Annotated in this window: 18 protein-coding genes; 5 read left to right on the forward strand and 13 right to left on the reverse strand. The window is 59.6% G+C overall.

Translation table 11 applies throughout. The features are described 5' to 3' along the window. Window positions 1-6: 6 nt before the first annotated feature. The gene (locus AB4Y31_RS03325; protein WP_368672696.1) at window positions 7-1,047 is read right to left on the reverse strand and encodes an ABC transporter substrate-binding protein; all 1,041 of its coding nucleotides are present in this window, start codon (window positions 1,045-1,047) and stop codon (window positions 7-9) included. A 419-nt stretch (window positions 1,048-1,466) separates the two neighbouring features. Next, a complete protein-coding gene (locus tag AB4Y31_RS03330) occupies window positions 1,467-3,368 on the reverse strand; it encodes a hypothetical protein (protein ID WP_368672697.1) in 1,902 nt (633 codons plus the stop codon). Window positions 3,369-3,685: 317 nt separating this feature from the next. On the opposite strand from AB4Y31_RS03330, the gene AB4Y31_RS03335 reads away from it, so the two are divergent. Beyond that, the gene (locus tag AB4Y31_RS03335) at window positions 3,686-3,889 is read left to right on the forward strand and encodes a hypothetical protein (protein ID WP_368672698.1); all 204 of its coding nucleotides are present in this window, start codon (window positions 3,686-3,688) and stop codon (window positions 3,887-3,889) included. Window positions 3,890-4,222: 333 nt separating this feature from the next. Here AB4Y31_RS03335 and AB4Y31_RS03340 read toward each other — a convergent pair whose 3' ends face one another. The 3 genes from AB4Y31_RS03340 to AB4Y31_RS03350 form a co-directional block, all read right to left on the reverse strand. Beyond that, window positions 4,223-4,852, reverse strand: a complete 630-nt coding sequence (locus tag AB4Y31_RS03340; protein ID WP_368672699.1) for a class I SAM-dependent methyltransferase — start codon at window positions 4,850-4,852, stop codon at window positions 4,223-4,225. Window positions 4,853-5,089: 237 nt separating this feature from the next. Further along, window positions 5,090-6,439 (reverse strand): hypothetical protein, encoded by a 1,350-nt coding sequence (locus tag AB4Y31_RS03345; RefSeq protein ID WP_368672700.1) that lies wholly within the window; start codon window positions 6,437-6,439, stop codon window positions 5,090-5,092. A gap of 88 nt (window positions 6,440-6,527) precedes the next feature. Continuing rightward, a complete protein-coding gene (locus tag AB4Y31_RS03350; RefSeq protein ID WP_368672701.1) occupies window positions 6,528-7,925 on the reverse strand; it encodes an acyltransferase family protein in 1,398 nt (465 codons plus the stop codon). Between the two features lie 252 nt (window positions 7,926-8,177). On the opposite strand from AB4Y31_RS03350, the gene AB4Y31_RS03355 reads away from it, so the two are divergent. Continuing rightward, on the forward strand, window positions 8,178-9,350 hold the full coding sequence (locus AB4Y31_RS03355; RefSeq protein WP_368672702.1) for an acyltransferase family protein: 1,173 nt from the start codon (window positions 8,178-8,180) through the stop codon (window positions 9,348-9,350). Window positions 9,351-9,428: 78 nt separating this feature from the next. Continuing rightward, a complete protein-coding gene (locus tag AB4Y31_RS03360) occupies window positions 9,429-10,652 on the forward strand; it encodes a glycosyltransferase family 4 protein (RefSeq protein WP_368672703.1) in 1,224 nt (407 codons plus the stop codon). Between the two features lie 3 nt (window positions 10,653-10,655). Here AB4Y31_RS03360 and AB4Y31_RS03365 read toward each other — a convergent pair whose 3' ends face one another. From AB4Y31_RS03365 to gmd, 8 genes are all read right to left on the reverse strand, one after another. Continuing rightward, window positions 10,656-11,687: a GNAT family N-acetyltransferase gene (locus AB4Y31_RS03365; protein WP_368672704.1), complete on the reverse strand. Its 1,032-nt coding sequence runs from the start codon at window positions 11,685-11,687 to the stop codon at window positions 10,656-10,658. A gap of 206 nt (window positions 11,688-11,893) precedes the next feature. Next, the gene (locus tag AB4Y31_RS03370) at window positions 11,894-12,778 is read right to left on the reverse strand and encodes a glycosyltransferase family 2 protein (protein ID WP_368672705.1); all 885 of its coding nucleotides are present in this window, start codon (window positions 12,776-12,778) and stop codon (window positions 11,894-11,896) included. A gap of 145 nt (window positions 12,779-12,923) precedes the next feature. Continuing rightward, window positions 12,924-13,529 (reverse strand): putative colanic acid biosynthesis acetyltransferase, encoded by a 606-nt coding sequence (locus AB4Y31_RS03375; protein ID WP_368672706.1) that lies wholly within the window; start codon window positions 13,527-13,529, stop codon window positions 12,924-12,926. A 118-nt stretch (window positions 13,530-13,647) separates the two neighbouring features. Next, window positions 13,648-14,832 carry a glycosyltransferase gene (locus AB4Y31_RS03380; protein ID WP_368672707.1) on the reverse strand — a complete coding sequence of 395 codons (1,185 nt, stop codon included), beginning with the start codon at window positions 14,830-14,832 and terminating at the stop codon, window positions 13,648-13,650. After that, window positions 14,829-16,127, reverse strand: coding sequence for a group 1 glycosyl transferase (locus AB4Y31_RS03385; RefSeq protein WP_368672708.1), 1,299 nt, complete (start codon window positions 16,125-16,127; stop codon window positions 14,829-14,831). Before AB4Y31_RS03385 ends, AB4Y31_RS03380 begins: the two co-directional genes overlap by 4 nt. Continuing rightward, window positions 16,124-17,287, reverse strand: a complete 1,164-nt coding sequence (locus AB4Y31_RS03390) for a glycosyltransferase (RefSeq protein ID WP_368672709.1) — start codon at window positions 17,285-17,287, stop codon at window positions 16,124-16,126. Before AB4Y31_RS03390 ends, AB4Y31_RS03385 begins: the two co-directional genes overlap by 4 nt. A 91-nt stretch (window positions 17,288-17,378) precedes the next feature. Beyond that, on the reverse strand, window positions 17,379-18,356 hold the full coding sequence (locus tag AB4Y31_RS03395) for a GDP-L-fucose synthase family protein (RefSeq protein ID WP_368672710.1): 978 nt from the start codon (window positions 18,354-18,356) through the stop codon (window positions 17,379-17,381). Window positions 18,357-18,374: 18 nt separating this feature from the next. Then, complete coding sequence (gene gmd / locus AB4Y31_RS03400; protein ID WP_368672711.1) at window positions 18,375-19,469, reverse strand: GDP-mannose 4,6-dehydratase; 1,095 nt, start codon at window positions 19,467-19,469, stop codon at window positions 18,375-18,377. A gap of 711 nt (window positions 19,470-20,180) precedes the next feature. Between gmd and AB4Y31_RS03405 the strand changes: the two genes are divergently transcribed. Then, window positions 20,181-21,629 carry a mannose-1-phosphate guanylyltransferase/mannose-6-phosphate isomerase gene (locus tag AB4Y31_RS03405; RefSeq protein WP_368673440.1) on the forward strand — a complete coding sequence of 483 codons (1,449 nt, stop codon included), beginning with the start codon at window positions 20,181-20,183 and terminating at the stop codon, window positions 21,627-21,629. 93 nt (window positions 21,630-21,722) lie between these two features. Beyond that, a complete protein-coding gene (locus AB4Y31_RS03410; RefSeq protein WP_368672712.1) occupies window positions 21,723-23,105 on the forward strand; it encodes an undecaprenyl-phosphate glucose phosphotransferase in 1,383 nt (460 codons plus the stop codon). Window positions 23,106-23,164: the final 59 nt, after the last annotated feature.

The raw sequence follows: 23,164 nt of genomic DNA on the forward strand, positions 1-23,164 counted from the left end.
GCGCCATCAATGAATGAGAGTCACCGCTGCGGGCGCCACCGCCTCCAGCGCATGCAGATCGACGTAGTCGAGGTAGTTGGGCATGTCCGTGCGTCGAGTCAGCGCGTCCCTGATCGCCCACCGTGTGTCGTCCTCGAGTCCCAGCAGTAGGCTTTGATCGAGCGTCACGCGAAACCGATAGTCGGGCCACGTCGCAGTCAGCTCGGCCGCGCCGACATTGAAAGCAGCGCGGACCAGCGCGCGAGCCTCGTCCGGTTGATTCCGGCAGAGGCGGGCTCCGGAAATCAGGGCGCGCACGACTTTTTGGAGGACTATTTGATGTCCGGCAACATAGGCGTGCATGCCTGTCAGATTGAGCGTTGTGCTGTAGATGTCGCCTGCGAGGAAGGTCATGCCATCGGCGCCCAACTGACTTCGCAATGCGCCAAGGATCGGTTCCCAAGCCGATGCGGCATCGATTTCGTCCCGGGCGAGCGCGCCAGACAGCGCCGCTGGCGTGAGATCGCGCAGAGTGACATCGCCCAGCGTCAGATGGTGTCTGGCGAGAAAGACGTCAAGGACAAAGTGGCTACCGGTCCCGAGCGTGACGCCGATTCGCTTGCCTTTGAGACTGGCCGGCGTGGTGATCCCCTTGTCGACTCTGCCCACCACGCCGATATCGTTCTCCGCCCGGGCAACGGTCGCGACCACGGATAACGGTTGACCGTTCATCACGGCGAGCACGACCGGCAGGTCGCCCGATATGGCCAGGTCGACCTTTCCGCTGAGCAGCGCATCGAGCGCTGCCTTCCCGCTCAAGTAAAGCCGCACAGTGGCCTCGACGCCCTCGCTCTTGAAGTATCCCTTGGCTTGCGCGACGACAACGGGGCAGGAACCCGTGTACTCGATATTTGCGATGACAACGCGTTCGGGGGGCTCGATATCATATGGCTTGGGCGAGGTGTGGCCGAACCATGCGAAGGCCGCGCTTCCCGCGAGCGCGACAAAGCCAACGATGGCATAAATCGGTGTTCTTCTACCGGCCCTGGTAACAAGCTTCACCTTCATCGTAGGCCCCTCGGACAATGGCCGTAAAGCACGCTTGGCACGAACCGATAAACCGCGATTGAACGAGTGAAGTATAGACGCGCACAGGCGTGTGACAAGCAGGCTAATGCGACGTTGACGATAAATGGCGCTCAGTGTGTTTGCCGAGCTTGAAGTGAATCAGGGGGCATTAATGTCGTAGTGATGCCGCCTGACTGTAGAGAGGGCACCGGAATCCGATTTCACGTATTGCAGCCTCGCGAAATCGGACTTTCGATCACCGTCTCGACGGTGCAGATGGCGAAATTGTAGGTATTCATCCAGAATTTTCAGCCAAAATTCGATTGAGGGGATAGCCCCTGCAAAACAAAAAGGCGCCGCGGACGCGGCGCCTAGAAGGTCTCAAAGAGGGCCCGACGTTGCCGCCGGGCCGCGGGATATTACTGTCCGGTATAGCCGAGCGGCGCGGTGACATTGGCCTGAATGACACTGGCGTTCGTGGATACGACATATTGCGGCGTCTCCGTCAGCGTCAGTTGCGCCACACCGTTCGTGTAGGCAACCTTGGTCGGATTGCCCATCATGTCGAACACTTCGACGTAGCCACTGGTTCCCGGCGCATCGACGGTGAGCGCGTAGCGCTTGCTGTACGTGGGGCTATAGGCGCCCGTCGAAGTCGGCCAAGCGGCGTTGTTGTGGGTCCACAAGGCCGTGATGACCTTACCGCCGCCCAAGCGCTGGAAGGCGTAGCCATACACCATCGAGGGCAGGCCGTTCAATCGCCCGAGCGTTTGGGTGCCGTCGATGATGCGCGTCATGGCGGCGAACGCCATGGCCTCGGGCTTGGGGCTCAGGTTGGTTGCACCGAACTGGCCTTGAGCGTGCGAGAGGTCGAAGAACGAGCCGTAACCGCAATCGCCCGGGTAATCCGCTCCGTAGAAGAAGTAGGTCACCTGTGCGCCTTCGCCGAGAATGATCAGGTGGGCGCGCGCCGCGACGGCCGCTTGAGCGAAGAGTTGATTCGCCGACGGGGAGTTCGGACCGTAGGTGACGCCCGGGTCGTAGCTGATGCCAAGCTCGGTGGACCAGAGCTTCATATTGGGCTTGATGCCTTGCATGGTCGAGCGCAGCGCCTGCATCTGCTTGTCGAGCGAATTGGCGACCCAAGCGGGGTCGGGGTTGGTGTCGTACAACTCGGGCGGATGCGCGGCGTAGGTGCCCGCGTTGTAGTAGCCGTGCGTCGCGATGCCGTCGATGTACTGGCCGAGCCCCAGGGCCGCGTAAGTCTGCAGAACGCCGCCCGTGCATGCCCCCTGGCAATTGGCAATAAAGGGATTCGTCGTGCCCATGACGACCGCGTTCGGGTCCGTCGAGTGCAAGCCGTTGTAGACGGCCTTATACATGGCGACGAAGTTCGCCGGCGAATCGGCCCACTGCGGCTCCCAGGTCACCTGATAGTAGTTGTTCTGTTGATTCGGGAAGTAGGTCTGCCGGATGGCCGCCGAGTCTTGGCCGACACGCGCCATGTAGTTCTGGTAGTAGCCCAGGTCCGTCGGGGCGTTCGTGTCATCCTGGAAGGCGCCGGTCGGGCTGGCCCAGGCTGGAATGCCGTCGAGCCGGATCAGGCGCATCACCTTGCCGTTCGTGTAAAAAGGATCGAGATCGGACAATGACGGCGTCCACGTGTTGGGGCCGCTAGGCTCCATGTTCGAGAGCTGGCGATCGTCGATTGTCTGCGAAATGCCAAGTGCCGAGAGCGCCGCAGCGTTATCGTTGAACCCCTGCATACCGAAGCGATGCTGATCCGGATGCGCGAAGACGGGGGCGGGAAGAACGGCGGACACGTTGGGCAGGATGCCGAACGTTGCGATCCCTGTTGGGCGGGTACCGGCTTCCGGCAGCGTCCCACCGGTCCGACTCAGTGTCGCGGTCACGGCGAAATAGCCAGGCGCCGAAGACTTGCATGAGAGCTTGTAGGTTTGCGTGCCGCTCGCTACGGCGAACGAGCCGCTGCCTCGGATGTTCCCCAAATAATCCTGAACCGACCACACCACGTTATCCGCGGCCGGCGCGGCCGTCACAAACGACAGGCTGAATGAACTGCCTTGGGCAAACATGCGCATGCCGTCCGTGGTCACGGTGTCGGCCGAGATCAAGCCGTTGGCGGCGCCGCCTGCGGTCGCTGCTGGCGCTGAACAGATGATGGAGTTGGTCGGCACGGCCGCGTGGGCAGCGGGCAAACCCAGTATCGCCATGCCGTACAGCGCTGCGACCAGACGCTTCGGTGCGGGGATCGAAATAGCGGGCGTCGAACGTGAGGCGGAGAGGAAAGAGGCTTTCATTTAATGACCTTTCAGGTAATGGATAATCAAAGACAAAAGGATTCCATTGCCACTAAAATGGCTGATAAGACGAGGAATCTCGCGGATTGCTTCGTTTATGATGTTTAGTTGCCTTGCTGGCATCTAGTATCAAGCGATGAAGCAGCGCTGTTCGTTTGAGTTAGTGTTACCCAGATCACATTTCCGCAATATCAGGGGGCGCCGGTAGATTCCGTAGTGGTCGATAACGGCAATGTCAGGTCTTTCCTACCTTGCAGGGGAAGGTATTCGCCAATTTCAGCAGTCGACGAACGATGTGTAGCTGGTTGATAAACCTGATGTCGGAGATTTCCGGTTCGGCATGCGCGAAGGATTACTTAATGGCGAGAATCGCCGAGGATTTTGTAGTAATTGCTGGCGCCGGCGTCGGTGATTTCCTACGCGGCAGTGGGGGATATTCGTTTATATCGGGGGTTGCCGAAGATCTTGTAGCGATCGCAACCGCGATGTCGGTGCTTTCCTACGCTGACCAGCGGCATTAGACTGGCGGGGGTGCAAAGTGACGTGAATATTGGTTGGCAAGGCGAACGCCTTCCGTCGGGCCGCTCCCGAGGCGTGGCCGTGGTCCCGGCGTGATCGGAAGGTGTAGTCGTCTCGGCAAACCTTTGACGACTGGCTCGCCTTCGTGTGCGAAGCGATACGTGTCCGGCGAATCGCCCGGCAGCGAAATCCCGTCTATAAATGGGGGAAGCGGGTTTACCCGAGAGAATGGCGAGCTGGTTGATTTACGCCCGCGCTCGCTCGACTCGTCAGCTCGTTCGCGTGACGCCGAGGCGTGTTGTCATTGCGAAAGATCGAACACTGCGACGATCCAGCTAGAGCTTCCTCGCAACGAGAACCATGCTTTTCCAGAGGTACGGAAAGCGACCAACGCCAGAAAATCCGACAACTCGAAAGCCGTTTGCAGATAACAGCGCAGTCAGTGTCGCACGGCTCCAAAACTTGATGTGTCCGCCGTGCCAGAGAGGGGTATGGTGCGCATCCCATCGGTTGAAGGCCGAAAGGGCAAGGTTTTTCAGGTACCCGTGGTAAGGCGTGGACACGATCAAATAGCCGTTGTTGTTGAGACACCGGCTGGCATAGGCGGGCAGCAGGTGCGGTGAAAATAGATGCTCCACGACTTCCGTGGATACGATTGCATCGAAGGCACGCTCATGTGCCAGCAGACGCGCGGGGTCGTCCTGCACGCCGAAATGGTAAAACGGGATATTGGGGTAGGCGCTCTTGGCCAACTGGACGCCCTTCGGGTCGTACTCGACCCCAGCCACCTCATACCCTGCCGCGGCCAACGCAGCACATAGCGCGCCGTTTCCGGCACCGATGTCCAAAACACGGTGCACCTGCAAGCTTCCCAATAACTCCAAGATGCGGGGCGCAATATAGCCGCACGACTCCGGCCCTCGCTCGGTGGCCCAGCCATAGTCTTCCACAGCGTTCTCTGCCATGTTCAGAATCCTCCGTAATGGGAATCGCAGCAAAGCGGCACGAGGATGGTTCTGCCGCATCTCGAGGTATGCGGTGTTTGCTGAAGGTGGCTAAAGCCGCAACTTGGGTCTTCGCGACTTCCATAGTGGGTCACGCGTGGGCCGAATGCGCCTGGTCTGGAGCCTGTTCAGGACCTGTTCACCCGACGCGACGAAAGCTGCATCAACGGCGGGGGCAGGCCGTTCTCAGGTGGAGACTTACGGCCGCGCTGGCAGTCCTGGCCGCGCGCCGAACCGGCGCAGTTGCACATGCATGGCGACCATCAGGCCGAGCGAAAGGCCGAAGATGAGACCAGAGAAGCGCGGACCAAGCGGATTGCCGCCGATCGAGACCGCCGGCAAAGCAGCGGTGAGCAGGATGGCGCGCCCGAGCACGGACAGGTAAGGGGCGTTCGGCATGGCGCTGCGCCACCGGCGATAGGTGAACGTGGCGTGCAAGAGCGCGTAGACGAGGGCGAATGGCATTGCGATGCCGAACAGCAGTCCGCCCGCGTAGAACTGGTAGACCCAGAAGTTGTGTCCCGCAGCTCCTGCGCGCTCGGCATAAAAGTCCTTCTTGGTCACTACGCCCAGCAGATCCGGCAAGTAATCGGGCGAGTAGCCGTACTCGTGGCCGTATCCTTTGCCGATGAGCAACGAAGTCGTAGACGCCGTCACTTCGTCGTATTGGTACTTTATTTCGGCAAGACGCGAGATCGTCGTCGGGTCCTTCCCGGTCGCCGTGCTGTCCTTGGCGTGGATCCGCTGTGTCCAGTGCTGCGCCACGTTGGGGAACGCCGATATGGCGCCGAACGCCATGCCGCCCAGCACGACCGAGACGAACGCCGCACGCAGCAGCGCGCGCACGAGGTGGCGCGATGACGGCGCGCTCATCCAGACTGCCATCACGAAAAGCAGGGCAGTGCCGATGAGGAGGCTGCGCGTGACGCTCAGGAGTTCGATGAAGACGCTGGCGCAGAACACCCCGAGTGTCAGTGTCGTAAAGCGCTTCGCGACGACGAATTCGTGCAGCAACATGCCCTGCAGGCCGAGGAAGGTCACGGAAACGATGTGGTAGCGCACGTCCGCGAGCGGGCCGCCCGTTGCCATGCCATGAAAAAACGTGAAGGCGAGACTAATGACGTTGGCCCAGAAGATGGCCCTTTCAAACTGATAGATCTGCGCCTCCCGCCAGGGGCGACATGCCGCGACGAAGCCAAGTTGGAAGAGGAGGAACGGCAGCAACACGCGCAGGTATTGGTCGAAATCGTTGCCGTTGACCCATTGAGAGATGAGGCTTGCGGGCACTGCCAGCATGAGCGCGAGCGATACGAGCGTGCGCAGGCGCGAGCGACCGGCAAAGCGCGGCCCGATGAGCATCAACACCGCACCCGCGAACAGCGTCGGCGCTGCGAGCAGGATCTGCGTGAAGTGACTCGCGTTGTCGACGGCGCCCTTGTAGTCCATCGCCATCGGAAAGATGAACAGGCCAATCCAAAAGCTTGCGCTCCGATTGCGGCGCGTAATGGGGTGTGCGGCAAACGGGGGGTCGCACGGAAGTGTTGCCATCGAATCGGCTCCCTATGTGGTTCCCTGCGGAGGGACTGCGCGTGCCGGGCAAGAAATCCGCTGCACAGGCGTGACCCTCGATCGGGGTTTAAATATCCTCAACCGGCCTGGTATTGGGCGGTAGGCGTATCGCGCTACCGCGCAGGCCGATGGGCTCGAATTCGGCCGGCCGCGCGCCCTGCAGGATTCGTCGGCGCATTGGCTTTTCGAAAGACACGAAAATGACAGTGCTCAACGCAACGGCGATGACTAGCGCAATCCATCCGTCATCTCTCGTGAAGCCGGCAATATACGCCCAATGTGCCAGCGGAACGTGAATGAGATATAAGGAAAAGCTCGCCTCACCAAGCAGTACGAGCGGACGTCGATTCAGCAATCCGAGCACAGGGCGCTCGAGCAGCGCCAAACCCAGAATGAGCGCTACGAAGAGCGGCGTTTCCAGGAAGAATATGAGGGCCGGAGCGTGGTAGGCGGCAATGCACGGAAACGCGATCAGGGCCAAGCATACGAGCACGACGCCGAGCCGATGCCTTGAGTATCCCTTAGCTCTGGCACGGACGAACCAGAGTGCTGCCCCAGCGCCCATAAAAAACTCCGCCAGGTGGCTGATCGGGAATTGAGATACGACAAATCCACTTCGCTCTGTCGGGAGATAATTTAATGCGAAGAAAATCCACACCCCCTCGAGACACCATGCCGCCAGGCAAGCGAGAGCTATCGACCTGTTTGGCATTTTTAAAAGTTTCAGCAGCAACCACGGAAACATCGCGTAGTAGAACGCTTCACATGAAATGCTCCAGGCAGGCCCGTTCCATGGTTGGTTCATGCGTGCTATCGGAAGCCAAGCAGTTAAAAGGAGTAGCTGCGCGACAAGGCTGAGTGTCAGGCTGATCCCGGGATGGCTTTTGATGGCATACCAACCGTATAGCAGCTCGGTATCGTGCTGTCCGAGCATGTAAACCGTCACTGATGCAGCCAAGCCCAGCGAAAGCAGCATGACAGGGTATATCCGCGCAAAGCGCGCAAGGTAGAACCGCGATACGCCCGTCCGCCCGATGGACCCGTGATAGTTGTACGCAAGAACGAACCCGGACAGCACGAAGAAGAGCGAGACGGCTGGTCTGCCGCCGTCCTCGATTGCGGCAGGGAGGCCGAGCAGCCCCATCTGAGTGTAGTGGCCAATGGCCACGGTGAGGGCCGCAAAGAATCGAATGCTGGTTAGCGCAACGATTGGGCGATTGGGCTGCTGCGTAGGGTGCATGCTATCTCCCGCGCTTTTAGACAGACAATGTATACGTGCATGCACGCCTGCAACAAAGAGATGAAAGCCGCTGTTTCTCAGCAGATTTGTTCGTGTGGTTGGAGGTTTGCCAACATTCGAAATTCTCTGCTCTGGCCGATTTTCGTACAACATAGCCGTGAAAGTTTGCGCTTCGGGATGAATGTCGCCTGCCGTTCCTGGATCGTGATAGGCGATTTCGGCCATGCAGCCCCGGATTCGGATGCGGGACCGGCAGTGAACTTGAACCGACGCGGCGTTCTTTTTTTCTATCGCTATTTGATGTGCGAGCGCTGCCGGGCGAGCGACGGAGAGCCGCCGACGATCTGGCTAAGGTGTTATAGCTCCTATACGTCATTTTCATCGTCAGAGTTGCCGGCCGCTGACTGACGCTTCATATTTGTGTCAACCGGCTTGGTGGCGGTCGGCCCGCGTCCCGTATGACGAGGAAGATACGGAATGGAAAATAGACAGCCCGCACTCGATATCGGAAGGGCGTTTGCGATCACAGGCGTCATAGCGGTACACGTGAGCCACTGCTTTCCATCGTTGCCGGGATGGGCGCTGGCGCTCGCGCAAATGGGTCAATTCGGCGTGCAACTTTTCTTCGTCATTAGTGCGGTCACGATCTTCATGACGCTCGATGCCGATGTCAGGAAACATTACACCACTCGAGAGGTGACGCTGCGGTTTTATGTCAAACGGTATTTTCGAACCGCCCCGCTATACTATAGTGCGATTGCGCTATACGCCTGCGTCGATTGGCTCGGGAGGTCAAAGCTCCACGCCAACACCATTGTGCTGGCAAAGCACGACATAGCCGATGTTTTGGCCAACATCGTCTTTGTACACGCGTTCGTTCCGAGCGCCGCAAACGGCGTCGTGCCGGGTGGCTGGTCGATTGGCGATGAGATGGTGTTCTACGCAGCCGCGCCGCTCCTCTTCTTCTTTATCCGTTCGCCGCTTCGGATGGGCATGGTGGCGGTCGGCATTACCGGTGCCTGCTTGATGGCGATTTTCTGGGCGTCGGACGGCGGGCTTGCGTCTATCGCTGATGATTCGTATCTCTACTTTAGCCCGGCAACGCAAATTCCGTGTTTCGTCGTGGGTATTTGCCTTTGGTTTGCCGCGCGCCGCACAGTCGTGCGCCGCGACCCCCTCGGCCCAACTGCAAGCGCCGTCGCATTCGCGGTCATGGTGGGCGGGCTGATGACAACGCTGGTGCTCGCGACAGGTCGCGGGCAATTCCCGGTGTTAGCCCCCGTTTCGTCAGCGGTCGGAGCCGCCGGCATGGTCGCCATTCTGTCCGGATGTCGCGTGAATTGGTTAGTTGCTCGCCCGCTCTTGGCGATCGGACGGGAAAGTTATGGCATCTATATCTCGCACTTTGTTTTTATATTTGCGAGCATGAGGCTTTTCAGCGTGCACGGGCCCCTTGCAGCCCATAGCGAAGTCGAGGCCCTGATTCGATATCCGCTCGTCGTGGCCGTCACTATCGCCCTGTCATATGGATGCGCGCGGCTTTCGAGCGTGGTGGTGCAAGGTCCAATCGACAAAGTCGCGCGCCTCGTCATCTCGAAGATCCCGGCTTCTGGCGCGATAAGGGAGGCGGGACGGCAAGCCCCGATATGATTGAACCTTGCAGCAGGTGCCGGCATCCAAACGATGCCCAAAACGTTTCACCCCTTTACTTCAAGGATCGATGATTCAATGCGTCTGCTCTTCGTGATCGGCAATCTCGGTGATTATCACGTGCCACGATATGAAGCGCTTGCCGAGCTGGCGATCGCTCGCGGGCACGAGGTCGCGCTCGTCGAAGTATTCGGACGATCCGGGCCGTACCGCTTTCCGCAAGCGCGCCGTGCGGCGTTTTTTGGCGCCAAGCCGTCCAATGTCGTCACGCTGATTGAAGATGCCGATGAGGACGACGGGCATTGGTACCGCGTCGGCGCCGGCTTGCTTGCGGCCGTCCAACGATTCGAGCCCGACGTCGTCGTGACGCTCGGGTACAACACGAGCTATTCCGTCATTCTTTGGCTGCTGAGGTTGCTGAGGCGGCGCTTCGCACTCATCTATATGTCGGACTCGAAATCCGATGACGGCACGCGATACGCGATCAAGGAACGTTTGAAGCGGATCATCGTTTCCACGTTCGATGGTGCATTGGTCGCCGGCGAGAAGCACCGGGCCTACGCAAGATCGCTCGGCATTCCGCTGACGCGCTCGAGGATCGGATTCGATGTCATCGATGTCGACTATTTTTCCCGGGCGTCGCATGCGGCGCTGGCAAATGCGGCGGAAGTTCGACAACGCTTCGCGCTACCCGAGCGCTACGTCCTGTGTGTCAGTCGATTCGTGAAGCGCAAGAACATCGATGTCTTGATCGACGCATTCCATCGGTCGGGGATATACGAGGACGGCTATTCCCTCGTGCTCGTCGGACAAGGGCCCTGCGAGAGTGAGGTACGTGACGAGATTGGCCGGCGGCAGTTGACAGATCACGTCAGTATCGTGAACTCCGTGGCGAATCCGGATATGCCGGCTATCTATGCGCTCGCCGAGTTCGTCGTGCTCGCGAGTGCGTACGACCAGTGGGGACTTTGCATCAATGAGTCTTTCGCGGCGGGCAGGCCCGCGATCGTCACGGGGACATGCGGCGTGGCTGACGAACTCGTCCTGGACGGCGTAAACGGCTTTGTCATCGAGCCTGGTGATGCGACCGCATTGGCGGATCGCATCGAGCGATTGGCGACGGATGCTACGTTGCGTCGACGGTTCTCCGAGAACGCCAAATCGTCAATTCGCCGCTGGATGCCGGCGCTCTTCGCGACTAACGCAATTGAGCTCGCGGAGTCGCTCGCCGGTGTGTCGACGCCGGCCACGCCCCCATCTGTCTCCCCCGCAGGCAGCGAGAAATCAACGATATTGAGTTGACGATCACAGGTTAGGCATGAATACGGGCCGCGGGCCATCCACGATTCTGCGCTTGAGGGTTTGGGCGAGCGCGTAGCCCGTGCTCAGGCGTTCGACGCCCAGTCTTTGTCTGAGTGTTCCACCGAAGCCGCTCAGGAAATTGAAACCGGACACGCCAGCGAACCCATCGAAATCGAAAGTGAGCTTGCGTTCGATGGCATCCTGTATCGCGGTCCAGAGCAAGAGGCTTATTGCGCCACTATGGGCCCGCTCGGCGCGCGACGAGAGGAGGTAGTACATGGTGTGCCTATCCCAGACAAGCCCGATCGCACCAACCAGGCCTCCGCTATCGTACGCCCCGATGAGACGCCCCGCACGACGCTCCAGGGTGGCATGCAAGAGGGCGCTCATGGCGTCACGACCATAGGCGTTGGTGCGCGATCGTGATGCAAGGTTGGACTCGTAAAAGCGGAGGAATTGACTTGGCGCGTCGAACGGCTGCACCTTCAATGTCCGACTTGCATTACGAATCGCGTTCCGCGTCTTGCTGTGCATTCTGTCCCATACGTCCGTTGCCGCGGAAGGAGCACCCACCTGAAAGGTATAGCGCGCCGAGACTGTGAAGCCGTGCAGGGCGAAAGCAACCGCGTCCTGAACGTGACAATCGAACACCTGAAAGAAGCAATCGACAGCGGGCAGCTGTTCGATGAGTTGCGAGGTGACGCGCAGGCGATGCCGCAGTTCGTGCGCCGCATCCAGACCCATGGGCCTGATGACCGGCCCAAGCGTGCGCGTGAGCGGTGGCAGTGGGGAAACGCGCCACACTCCCCTGCGAGCGAGGTAATAGGGCATTTCTCCGAGCACTTGATTCCCGTGCATGACTCTCGCCATGGCCCAGCGCCCGCCGGTTGCGAGGTCGAGCCACCATGGCTCGTGGAATATGGAGGGGGGTGCCAGGCGATCGACGGCAGGCGAGTAGGCGCTCGGTGCCGAAAGAGCCGCCATGATTCTGAGGGATTGCCTTGGCAGCACCTGCTGATCGTATGCGCTTGTCATCGTCGTGTTACTCAAACGTTTCGCTACCGCTCGCGATCAATCGTCTTCGCGTATCCGCACCAGAGAATATGCTGACTCGTTCGCGAGCATGCAACAAGAAGCGGAAATATGGCGGATAACGACGACGCCGGCCTCCGACCCAATGGTCTCCATCAGCGTTCTTGGAGCGAGGCGGTGCCTGGCCGCTGCAATGACGCCACCCGTTCTCAAGTTTTCGCATCACTAGGCATCGCACTTCGCGAATCGTCCGGCATTACCGCGCGCTCTTCCCTCAGCTTGAGTCGCTCCTCGACCTTCAGGACGATAAGGTATTCGTATATCGACTGCAGCAGCGCGTACGAGAAGCCGGGCTTGCCGTCCAGAAAGCCGCCGCGGACCACATAAAGCAGCAAGAACTTGACCAATGGTCGCAATGGAAATTTGGAAAACAACCCTTTTTGATGATAACGGCGGACCTGGAAGTTGCGCGCGAGCAGCGCTTTGGATAACTCGAACCTTTCGGCCGAGGCAGCGTTGATCAGGAATTGATCGGCCTCCAGCGAGCTGTATGAGTTGTGCCTCGAGATCCAGTGCGCGATGCCTTTGCTGAAAGGCTGATGATCGAGGTACGCGTTCAGCCGACCGGTCTTCCCGTTCACAATCGTAACGGGATTCACGACCCTTTCGTAGCGGACATACGCCGGCTTGAAAAGTCGAACATAGTAGGGCGACGCTTGAACGTGCTTCAGCCACCTGTCCTTGTAGAAGTCCCTGCGCCTGATCTCGAAGGCGACATGATCCTGTGGCTCCGCGATGGTAGCGATCGCTTCCGTTGCAAGGTCCGCGGTGACCCGTTCATCCGCATCGATGTAGAGCACCCAATCATGCTTGAAATTGATGTTCGCGAGCCCCCAATTTTGATGACTGGCCCAGTTGTCGAACTGCCTCGATGTGACGCGCGCGCCCAGCAGTCGCGCGATTTCGACTGTGCCGTCGGTGCTGAACGAATCATAGACGTGAATATCGTCGCACCAGGTGATGACGCTCTCGAGGCACCCTGGAAGGTCCTTTTCCTCATTCTTGGTCAGAATAAGCACCGAGATCCCGCTCATAGTCACGCTCCTACAATTTGATTTGCGATGCGGCCACCGTTCATAGACGTTCGCTTCACTGTCCGGCGCCGCGAAAATGACTTTGCAAGCGGTGAGGTGCGGATACGAGGACTCGAAGCGCCGCTCGCCGCTGTCACGCACAACCTCACGGCGGCGGCGTTCGCCGCCTCTGCTTCAAGCATGCCGCCGGATTGCCGGCAAATACTTTCCACGCATCGAGGTCCTTCATCGCCACTGCGCGTGCGCCGAGAATGGCGCCTTCATGTACCGTAACCCCCGGACCGACGAAGGCTTCGGTACATATCCATGAATCTGCGTTCAGGGTTATGGGTCGCGCGTATAAGGGGAACGCTGAGTCTTCATAGTCGTGGCTCGCCGTGCAGAGGTAAGCGCCTTGGGAGACAATTGCGCGCCTGCCGACTGTCACCTTGCCGATGTTGTAGCAATTGACGCCCGGCCCGATGGTTGCGTATTCGTGGAGCTCCAGGTTCCAGGGCGCCCATATTTTTGCATCCGGATACACATGGGCCCGCGAGCGAAGGGATGCTCGCGCACCCCATAAGATCAGGATCCACAATCGGTATCGGTGGAAGGGGGTAGGCGAGAATCTGAAGAACAGCAGCCGGAAAATTTGCCACGCGGCACGCTTCGAGCGATTGCCCAGCGTGAACGTCGCTCCGTCGAAGCCAGTTCTGGATCCGATCAAGGCGTCGACTTGCCTCGATGGATTCGCTTGGGGTTGTTCGATCATCTATCCTCCCAGGCGTCCCGGTGGGGCGCCGGCAATGGCCGGACTCGGCTCTTGGACACAGCTTCCGCCCGGTTGCGCGGCACATGAAGGCGACGCACTCGCCAAGGCGCAAGCGTCGCTAGCGATAAACGCCATAGGTTGCAAATGCATCCTGCAGCGATCGCAATGTTGCCGATATGTGAAACCGCGTGTTGAAGCATTCGCGCGCGCGCGAGCGCATGGCCAGTCGTTCGTCATGCGACGTTTGCAGCCATCGACGCAGCAACCCGGTCGTCCCCGGTTCGTCGTCCTCGTCGACGAACCCCGCCTGCGCCTGCTCGATTTCCCGCCAGATATTGACCCTCCTGGTGATCAACGTGGGCAGGCCTGCCGATAGCGCTTCGACGACGGCGATGCCAAAGTTCTCCTGGTGGGAGTTCAGCACGAAGGCGTCGGACGCATGAAAAGCTCCCCACTTCAAATCGCCGCTCAGCATGCCCGTCCACGTGATTCGACTTTCGAGGCCCAAACGCTTGCCGAGATCCTTGATTGTCGATGCGTATGCGCTGTCGTCGGGGCCTGCGATGACCAGACGGATATCTTCAGTCTGCGCAATGGACGCGTCGGTCATACATTGCGCGAGCCCGTTAAGTGTGAGGTCAATTCCCTTCTTTTCGTGAACGCGCCCGAGAAAGAGGAGATTGCGCTTGCCGCGAAGATGCGAAAACTTCGAGAAGAATGCTTCGCGCTGTTGTACGGCGTCCCCGGAGGCACCCGCCGTGCCGTAGTTGACGACGACCGGTTTGCAGTCATATGGCCAGAACGACTGGCGAGCCAACCGCATTTCCTCCTCGCAGGTGAAGAACACTGCATTTGCGTCGCGCAGCACTCGATATTCGGCCCATGGCCAGTACAGACATTTCTTCAGGTGCTTGAGCGGATATCGTCTGCGAAAGTAGGGGTCGAGCATCCCGTGGGTGAAGACGAAATAGGGGGTCGACGAGCCATGCAGTGCGCGCCACGCGCCTAGCGACGCATAGTTCCATATACCGTTGACGATGACCGCATTGAACCTCGATGCGTTGTCCTTGAGCCAAGACACGAGTTTGGGCGTGTAGCGATATTTGCCCAACGAGGGCCCCACTGCATGGCAGGGGACCTCGCAAGTTTTGACGGAGCGATCGCTCGGGCAGTCGAGCGAGACGATTTCGACCGTATCGCCGTTACGCTTGTGTCCCCGCGCCATTTGAAGGATCCCTTCGATTGGCCCACCGCTCGCGGGATTCACGGTGGCGACGACGTGCAGGATGCGCAAGCTCATCATCGATGCCTCGTGTCAATCGGCGCGAGATGAGCGTCTATGGCCTTTCGCACCGGGCGGCTCGCGTCGGGGCGGTTGGCATCCGCAGACGTGCGGTCCGTACTGATTGCGGCGGCGAGCGCTTGTTTGAAGCAGTGGAGCGTGTTTTGGGCAAGCATTCGCGTGTCGTCCTCGATGGAGCGGAATGGGATGTTCCATTCGCAGTGATAGATCGCGCTTTTGATCGCCGCGCCGATCGTCGACGGCAGCAGGTTGGGAAGGAGGGGGCCCATTTGATCGTGCTTTGCAAACCAGCCGATCAACCCCGCGGATGTCGCGATCACGATTCTTCGGAAGCGGTGCGCTTGAACGAGGACACCACTCATGCCGTAGTGCTCCTTGTATCCGACCCAAACGACATCGCAGGCCGAGAAGAGGTCCGTTTCCATTTGCGCCGATATGAAGTGGTCGAATACCCTGATACGGCCATCAAGCGCGGATCTGAACGAGCGGAGATAGGCGCGGACAGTGTCATCCTGTTCGCCCGCAATGATGACGAGGGGATGAGCGTCTAACGCCAGACATGCGTTGAGCAGTTCTATGACTCCCTTCCGTTCGGATATGGCGCCGTAGACGAGAATCGTTCGTTGGGCGTCGATTCCTAGGCGCGTTTTGGCTTTCGCCCTTTCGACGGCGCTCACTTCGGGGAACGGATCGGGCAAGTAGTCGACGCGGGTCCGGAGTGCGGCGTACGGCGAGGACGCGTGCCAGCGGGCGAGCGTAGGGTCGATCGAGAGCACTGTCCTGAGGTTCCCATTGCGTAGCGCACGGACGAACAGCTGCTTGTTGACGAAGTCGATGTACCGCCGACGAGGCACCTTGACGCCCATCTGCTGTAGATGAAAGGACTGCCGCATCGTGATGCAAACCCAGGGCGTCGTGGAAAAAGGAGAACCGAGGAGAGCCACCCCCTTCAGGATGTAATCTCCGTATGGAACCACGACCAGGTCGACCGGCTGGGTCTCGACGACAGAGCGATAGGCCGATGCGAACAATGCGTGAAAGGCGAATTCGTCCTTTACGCGAGCCAGGAGCGCGCGTAGCGCTGTCGATGGTGCAGGGTCGCCCTCGAGCCACGACAACGAGATTGCGGATCGACCGCTCCGGTACGACTGGATGAGCGGATGCTCGAAGTTGCGCACATCGGTCGACAAGGTGCATTCATATCCGGCTTCGAGGAGCGTTTCCAGCGTCCACTCGACATATCGCCAGCGATGGCCTGAAAAATTGGGCTCGATGACGAGCGCGCGAACCGTCATGGCGCCGCCCCCACCGCATCGGCAAGAGCGAGGACATTCTCGGCGAAAAGGGAAGGCGTCCACTCTTCAACCGCCTTGACGGCATTGAGCGAGAAGTTTCGACGCAGGCCATGATCTTCGGTGAGCAGGGACATCCTCTGGGTAAGTTCCTCGACGTCGCCTGGCCTCACGATGAAGCCGTTTACGCCGTCGTGCACGAGTTCATGGGCACATCCGCAGGTCGACGTCACGATCGCCGGACACCCTGTCGCCATGGCTTCATGTATGCAGAGACCCCATTGGTCGAACGTGCTGGCCAGAATGATGAAATCGGCAAGGGCGTACAGCGTCGGCATGTCCTGGTTGGGCATCTTCGAGATGATGAGGACTCGCTCATGCAAATCCAACGCGTTGATCCGATCTCGAACTGCCTGCTCCAGCGGGCCTTCGCCTACGAGCAATAGAGAAATGCCGCGGTGCGGGAGAGGCGATCGCGCGAACGCCTCGACAACGAGCAACACATTCTTGCGCTGGACAAAGCGGCTCACACAGATTGCGTAGCGTTCGGGCAAACCGAAACGGGTGCGCTCGTACACAGCATCCGCTTTGGCTCGCTGCGCAGCCTCGCGAAAATAATCGACGTCGATGACATCGAAGCCGATGCGTGAGCGAGCGAAGGGAATGCCGAGCGAGCGCGCATAGACGCGATGCTTTTCTCCCGCAACCAAGGCTCCGTCAAAGCGGGATACGAGTAGCTTCTTCAATCGCTCCTTGAGCCACCGGCGCTTGCCGTCGTCGGCCTTCGAATCGGACATATAGACGAGCTTGAAGCGCTGTGTGATTATTTTTATGGCGCAAAGATAGATCGAGTAGCTCGTCTGGTACCCAAGTGTAACGACGAGATCGGGGCTTCGCGCGCGGAGGACTTCACGTAGTCGCCCGATGATCGATAGCCAATGCTCGTCGCCGTGAGCCTGATTCTTGAAAAGCGTGACCACATTCACGCGACCTTCGGCAAAGAATTTGGCGCGAGCGGGCTGCGGATAAGCGTTTGATCTCGAACGCCCAAAAATCTCCACAAGCGAAACATCGTGTGCGCGCCGCGCCGCAAGCTGAGCCATGGCACGATATCGCGGTATCTGGTAATCGACAAGATTGCAGACGACGAATAAGACGCGCATACGAAGCCATGTTTATTGACGTATTGCTCGACGCAGGGGACCGTACAGCGCGTTGCGCTCCAGACGATGTTCCGCGACCTGCGAGCTGCTTTCATGCCGTTGCATGTTCGGCCGTAGCGACGGCTCGGACGCTGCAAGCATCGAGGTAGCTTTCGTAAGTCTTGCGGATTCCTTCCGAGAGAGAGGTATTGGCACGCCAGCCGAGTGCACGCATCCGCTCGACGCAAAGCAGTTTGCGCGGCGTACCATCAGGTTTGCTGGCATCGAAGACGATGTCGCCTTTGAAACCCACCGTATGCATGATGAGCTCGGCCAAGTCGCGGATCGTGACATCTTCTCCAACTCCAATGTTGAAGATGCCTTCCGTCACGCCGGACTCCATCAAAAAGACGCTTGCGTCCGCCATATCGTCGACAAAGAGAAACTCGCGGTGCGGCGTCCCGGTGCCCCATACCACGATCCTGGAGTCGCCGCGAAGCTTGGCCTCATGTGCCTTGCGCAGCAGAGCGGGCAGCACATGGCTCGTCTGCAGGTCGTAGTTGTCGTTCGGGCCGTAAAGATTCGTCGGCATGAGGCTGATGTAATGCGTTCCGTACTGACGGTTGTATGCTTCGCACAGCTTGATTCCGGCGATCTTGGCGATGGCGTAAGGTTCGTTCGTCTTTTCCAGCGGCCCTGTGAGCAGATACTCCTCGCGTATCGGCTGCGGACAATCGCGCGGATAGATGCACGACGAACCCAGAAAGATCAGCTTGTCGACGCCGGCTTCCTTCGCTGCATGAATGACGTTCGTCTCGATCAACAAGTTGTTGTAGATGAAATCGGCCGGGTAGGTGCTATTGGCGTAGATTCCGCCGACCTTGGCCGCGGCAAGGAAGACGCAGGCGGGCCGCTCCTCGCGAAAGAAGCGCCGAACGGCTTGCTGATCGAGCAGGTCGAGCGAAGCGCGATCACGCGTCACGATGTTCGAGTAGCCGAGCGTATGCAGACGCCTGACGATTGCCGAGCCCACCATACCTCGGTTCCCGGCGACATAGATCGGCGCGTCTCTGTCGATCGATTGATTCATGGGTGGCCTCTTCGCAAGTCATTCGTTGAACGCGAACGTTTCATAGCCGTGCTCCCGCACGAGCTCGTCACGCTCGGCACTGCGTAAGTCTTCGCGAACCATCTCGGCGACGAGATCGGCGAATTTGGTGCGCGGCGCCCATCCGAGCCGTACGCGGGCCTTCGTGGCGTCGCCCAGCAGGCTCTGGACTTCCGTCGGCCTGAAATATCGTGGATCGACGGAGACGATCACGTTCCCGTTCGTGTCGTAGCCTCTCTCGTGGATGCCGCTGCCGCGCCAGGCGATGGGCATGTCGAGCTCTCTCGCGGCTGCGTTGATGAAGTCACGCACGCTGTGCTGGACGCCGGTCGCAATGACGAAGTCTTCGGGCTCGTCCTGCTGGAGCATGAGCCACTGCATTTCGACGTAGTCGCGCGCGTGGCCCCAATCGCGCTTGGCGTCGAGATTGCCGATGTAAAGACATTTTTGTAACCCGAGCTTGATCCGCGCAAGCGACCGGGTGATCTTTCTTGTGACGAACGTTTCGCCCCGAAGCGGCGATTCGTGGTTGAAGAGGATGCCATTGCAGGCATAGATGCCATACGCCTCACGGTAGTTCACCGTGATCCAGTATGCGTATAGCTTTGCGACGGCATACGGAGACCTGGGATAAAAGGGCGTCGTCTCGTTCTGGGGTATTTCCTGGACAAGACCGTACAGCTCGGAGGTCGACGCCTGATAGAACCGTGTCTTCTTCTCGAGCCCGAGGATGCGGATAGCTTCGAGAATGCGGAGCGTGCCGAGTGCGTCAGAGTTTGCCGTGTATTCCGGTTCTTCAAACGAGACAGCCACGTGGCTCTGAGCGGCCAGGTTGTAAATCTCGTCGGGTTGGACGTGCTGAATGATGCGGATCAGACTCGAGGAATCGGTCAGGTCCCCGTGATGCAATAAAAAGCGGGGATTGGGCTCGTGTGGATCCTCGTAAAGGTGGTCGATTCTATCGGTATTGAAAAGTGATGTACGGCGCTTGATGCCATGTACCGTATAGCCGTAGTTAAGCAGGAATTCGGCCAGATAAGCGCCGTCCTGACCCGTCACGCCTGTGATTAATGCGACTTTCACGCAGACCCCCATTAACATTTTTTAAGATAAAGGCAGCCCCGTCACCCTGTCGGAGAATCGACTCCGAAGACCGGTTTCGGCGAACTATGCCGCCCCGCATGACGCCTTGCAAGGCACGGCAAAAAAATGGCGGCCGACGCCTATGCGGGTACAGCTACCTCCACTGTCTTTAGCGTTCGCCCGAAATTTATGGCGCCAAGATAGGCCGTGCGATGGCTGCCCGCCATGGACAACGTTTGCCTCCCCGAACGCCTGTTCTGCGTGCGCGGCGAGATTCGGTGAAGGCAACAGGACTCTTCTTTTCCGAGCGTGACACATGGCGTTACGAGGTCGTTACGTAACGAGTCGACACGTTCGAGAAAAAAATAAATCACGCTCGAGATTCAATTGCGAGCGGGGTCGACAGAACTCGCCAATCTCTAAGCCGCGATCGCGGCTTTCACGCTTGTTTTCCGGACGCATCGCCTGAGGGTTGGCACACATTCTGCAGATTGTCAGGCAGACACCGGGGTCGCCGAGTATCGCAACCGCTCGGAGAAGCGCCCGTCGGGGACGGGCGGCACAACTTAGACAATCGAACCACAAACGAGGGCCACTATGAAGCAGGGGATAACGGACATCGCCACGTATGGCAGCCAACGGGGTTTGCACAATGACCACGCGCCAGATGACCGTCTTGAAAACGTGGGGCTGCTGGCCGGCTCGACGAGCGGCCGCATTGCGATGCCCTTTGCGTTTCCGCTGGCCCCGGTCATTCTGGCTGGAGGGATAGGGACTCGCTTGTGGCCGCTTTCACGAGAGCAATATCCCAAGCAACTGATTGACCTGCTCGGCGACGATACGTTGCTGCAAGCAACGGTTCGGCGAACGCAGCGGCTCGCCGCAACGCACGCGGCGACCGAACCCATTGTCGTCTGTGGCGCCGATCAACGCTTTGCTACTGCCGCGCAAATGCGAGCATGCGGCATCGAGGCGTCTTTCATCGTAGAGCCGGTGCGTCGCAATACGGCGCCGGCACTGACGTTGGCCGCGGCAGTGGTCGCCGCCCAGGGTGACGACGCGATCCTGATGGCGATGCCGGCCGATCATGCCATTGTTGACCAGCACGCGTTCGAGCGCTCGCTGGCTATTGCAACGAGTCATGCGCAGCGCGGTGCGGTGGTCGCGCTCGGCGTGCCGCCTGCGCGGCCGGATACCGCCTTCGGCTATATGCGCGTCGGAGCGCCCGTCGGCGACGGCGCTTTCGCCATTGAGCGCTTCGTCGAAAAGCCGCGTCCAGAGTTCGCCCTCGAATACGTTCAATCGGGCGCCTATTGGTGGAATTGCGGCATATTCGTCGTTCTTGCGACCGTCTGGCTCGATATGGTTCAAGCGCTGCAGCCGCGCATGTACGACGCGTGCATGGCGGCGGTCGAGTCCGGTACGCGAGAGGGCGTGTTCTTCCATCCCGATGATCAGCGATTTGCCGAAGCGCCTTCGGACTCGATCGACTTCGCAGTGATGGAGCATCTGGCCGGAGACGAGGCGCTCGCGCCGGCCGTGGCCGTGCCGCTCGATGCGGGCTGGTCTGACCTCGGTTCGTGGGACGCGGTCTGGGACGCGCTGGATAAAGACGCCGATGGAAATGTCTCGAAAGGCCGTGTCATTTTCGAGGGCGCGAAGTCGACCTTTGCGCATTCGCAAGGACGGCTCGTTGCGTGCGTGGGCGTGACGAACATCGTCGTGGTGGAGACCGATGATGCGGTGCTCGTCGCGGACCGTGCCCACGTGCAAGCCGTGAAAGCCCTTGTGGAGCGCATCAAGGCGCAGGCGGCTCCTGAGGCCGATCATCATCGCAAGGTCCAGCGGCCATGGGGCTACTACGACTCGCTCGATCGAGGGGAGCGCTTCCAGGTCAAGCGCATCGTGATCGAGCCTGGATGCAGGCTGTCGTTGCAGCGGCATCATCATCGCGCTGAACACTGGGTGGTCGTTCGAGGGACGGCACTCGTGACGCGCGGCAGCGAGCAATTCCTCGTCAGCGAGAACGAATCGACGTTCATCCCGGTCGGCGTCATCCATCGTGTCGAAAACCCCGGAAAGTTTCCTCTAGAGATCATCGAGGTTCAATCGGGCGCTTATCTCGGCGAAGACGACATCGTGCGCTTTGATGACAGCTACGGAAGAGCCTGACTCGGCAAATCAAGCGTAGTCGTTCGCTGGCAGGAGCACGAGCCGCGGCAGGCGTGCTCTCGCCTGGTCCACTGTGGATGTTGGAGATGGGTTATGGCCATTCCGGGATCGCTTGCGCGAATTCTCGACGTCGTACTGGTGTTCGCTGGTGCGCAGATAGCCTCACTGATACGCCTGGATGCGCTCGCTGCCAATCCGAACCATGCGGGGTTCGTGGCCTTCGCCGAGGCTGGGGCATTAGCCATGTTCCCGGTGTTCGGCGTCTATCAGTCATGGCGTGGGCGTTCCTTGACGGGGCTTGCGAGCCGCGTCGCCTTGGCTTGGCTGGTGGTCCAGGCGTCGGGCCTCATGCTGATGTTCTCATTGCATGCGAGCGGTGCGATTTCCCGCCTGTGGTTCTTTGATTGGAGCACGCTGACGGGCAGCGCGATGATCGCTTCGCGTCTGGCGGCGGGTGCCGCGCTCGCCCGAGTGCGGCATGCCGGGCTCAATCTGCGGTCGGTCGCCGTCGTGGGCGGCGGTGAGCACAGCGAGCAGATCATTCGCAAGATCGAGGCCTCGACGGGGAGCGGCTTTCGAGCCGTATCGGTGTTCGATGCGCGCGGCGGCGGCATTTCCGCTGCTGTCTGCGCGGGCCTCGCTGAGTTCGATGATTTTGCGCGATTCGCCGGCCACGTGCGCGCGACAGATGTGCGCGAGCTGTGGATAGCGTTACCGCTGTCGGACGAATCGATGATCCTCAAATGTCTCAACGAGTTCCGTGACGATCTTCTGAATATTCGACTATTTCCCGACGTGCGCAGTCTCGAAGTGTTCAACGGAGGGATGGTCGATCTGATCGGGGTGCCGGCGATCAACCTCGTCGCATCGCCGCTCTCGCCCGGCGCGCGCATGCAAAAGGAAGCGTTCGACCGTATGTTCGCCGCTTTGGCGTTGCTCGCGCTCGCGCCGCTTCTGCTCGTGATCTCGATCGGCGTCAAGCTTTCGTCGCCGGGGCCGGTCTTGTTCAAGCAACGACGCAAGGGCGCGGACGGACACGTATTCACTATTTACAAGTTCCGCACGATGCGTGTGCATACGGAGGCGCCTGGCCAACTGCGTCAGGCCACACGCAAAGATTCCCGCATCACGAAGCTTGGTGCGTTCTTGCGTCGCACGAGCCTTGACGAGCTGCCGCAATTCATCAATGTCCTGCGCGGGGAAATGTCGGTTGTGGGACCGCGTCCGCATGCGCTCGAGCACGATGACTTCTATGGACGGATCGTCAACGGTTACATCCATCGCTACAGGATGAAGCCGGGGATTACTGGCTGGGCGCAAATTAACGGCCTGCGTGGTGAAACCGATCGCGTCGAGAAGATGCAGCGCCGTGTCGAGCACGACCTTTATTACCTGCGCAATTGGTCATTCGCGCTCGACATTCGCATCATCGTGGCGACGATCGCAAAGGGCTTCGTGCATCCGAACGCCTATTGAGCCCGTGCTCGACGAATGGCCGGCACGGACGGCCGGCCCCGGATGATTTTCAGGAAGGT

Source organism: Trinickia sp. EG282A (genome assembly GCF_040965455.1).
GTDB lineage: Bacteria > Pseudomonadota > Gammaproteobacteria > Burkholderiales > Burkholderiaceae > Trinickia > Trinickia symbiotica.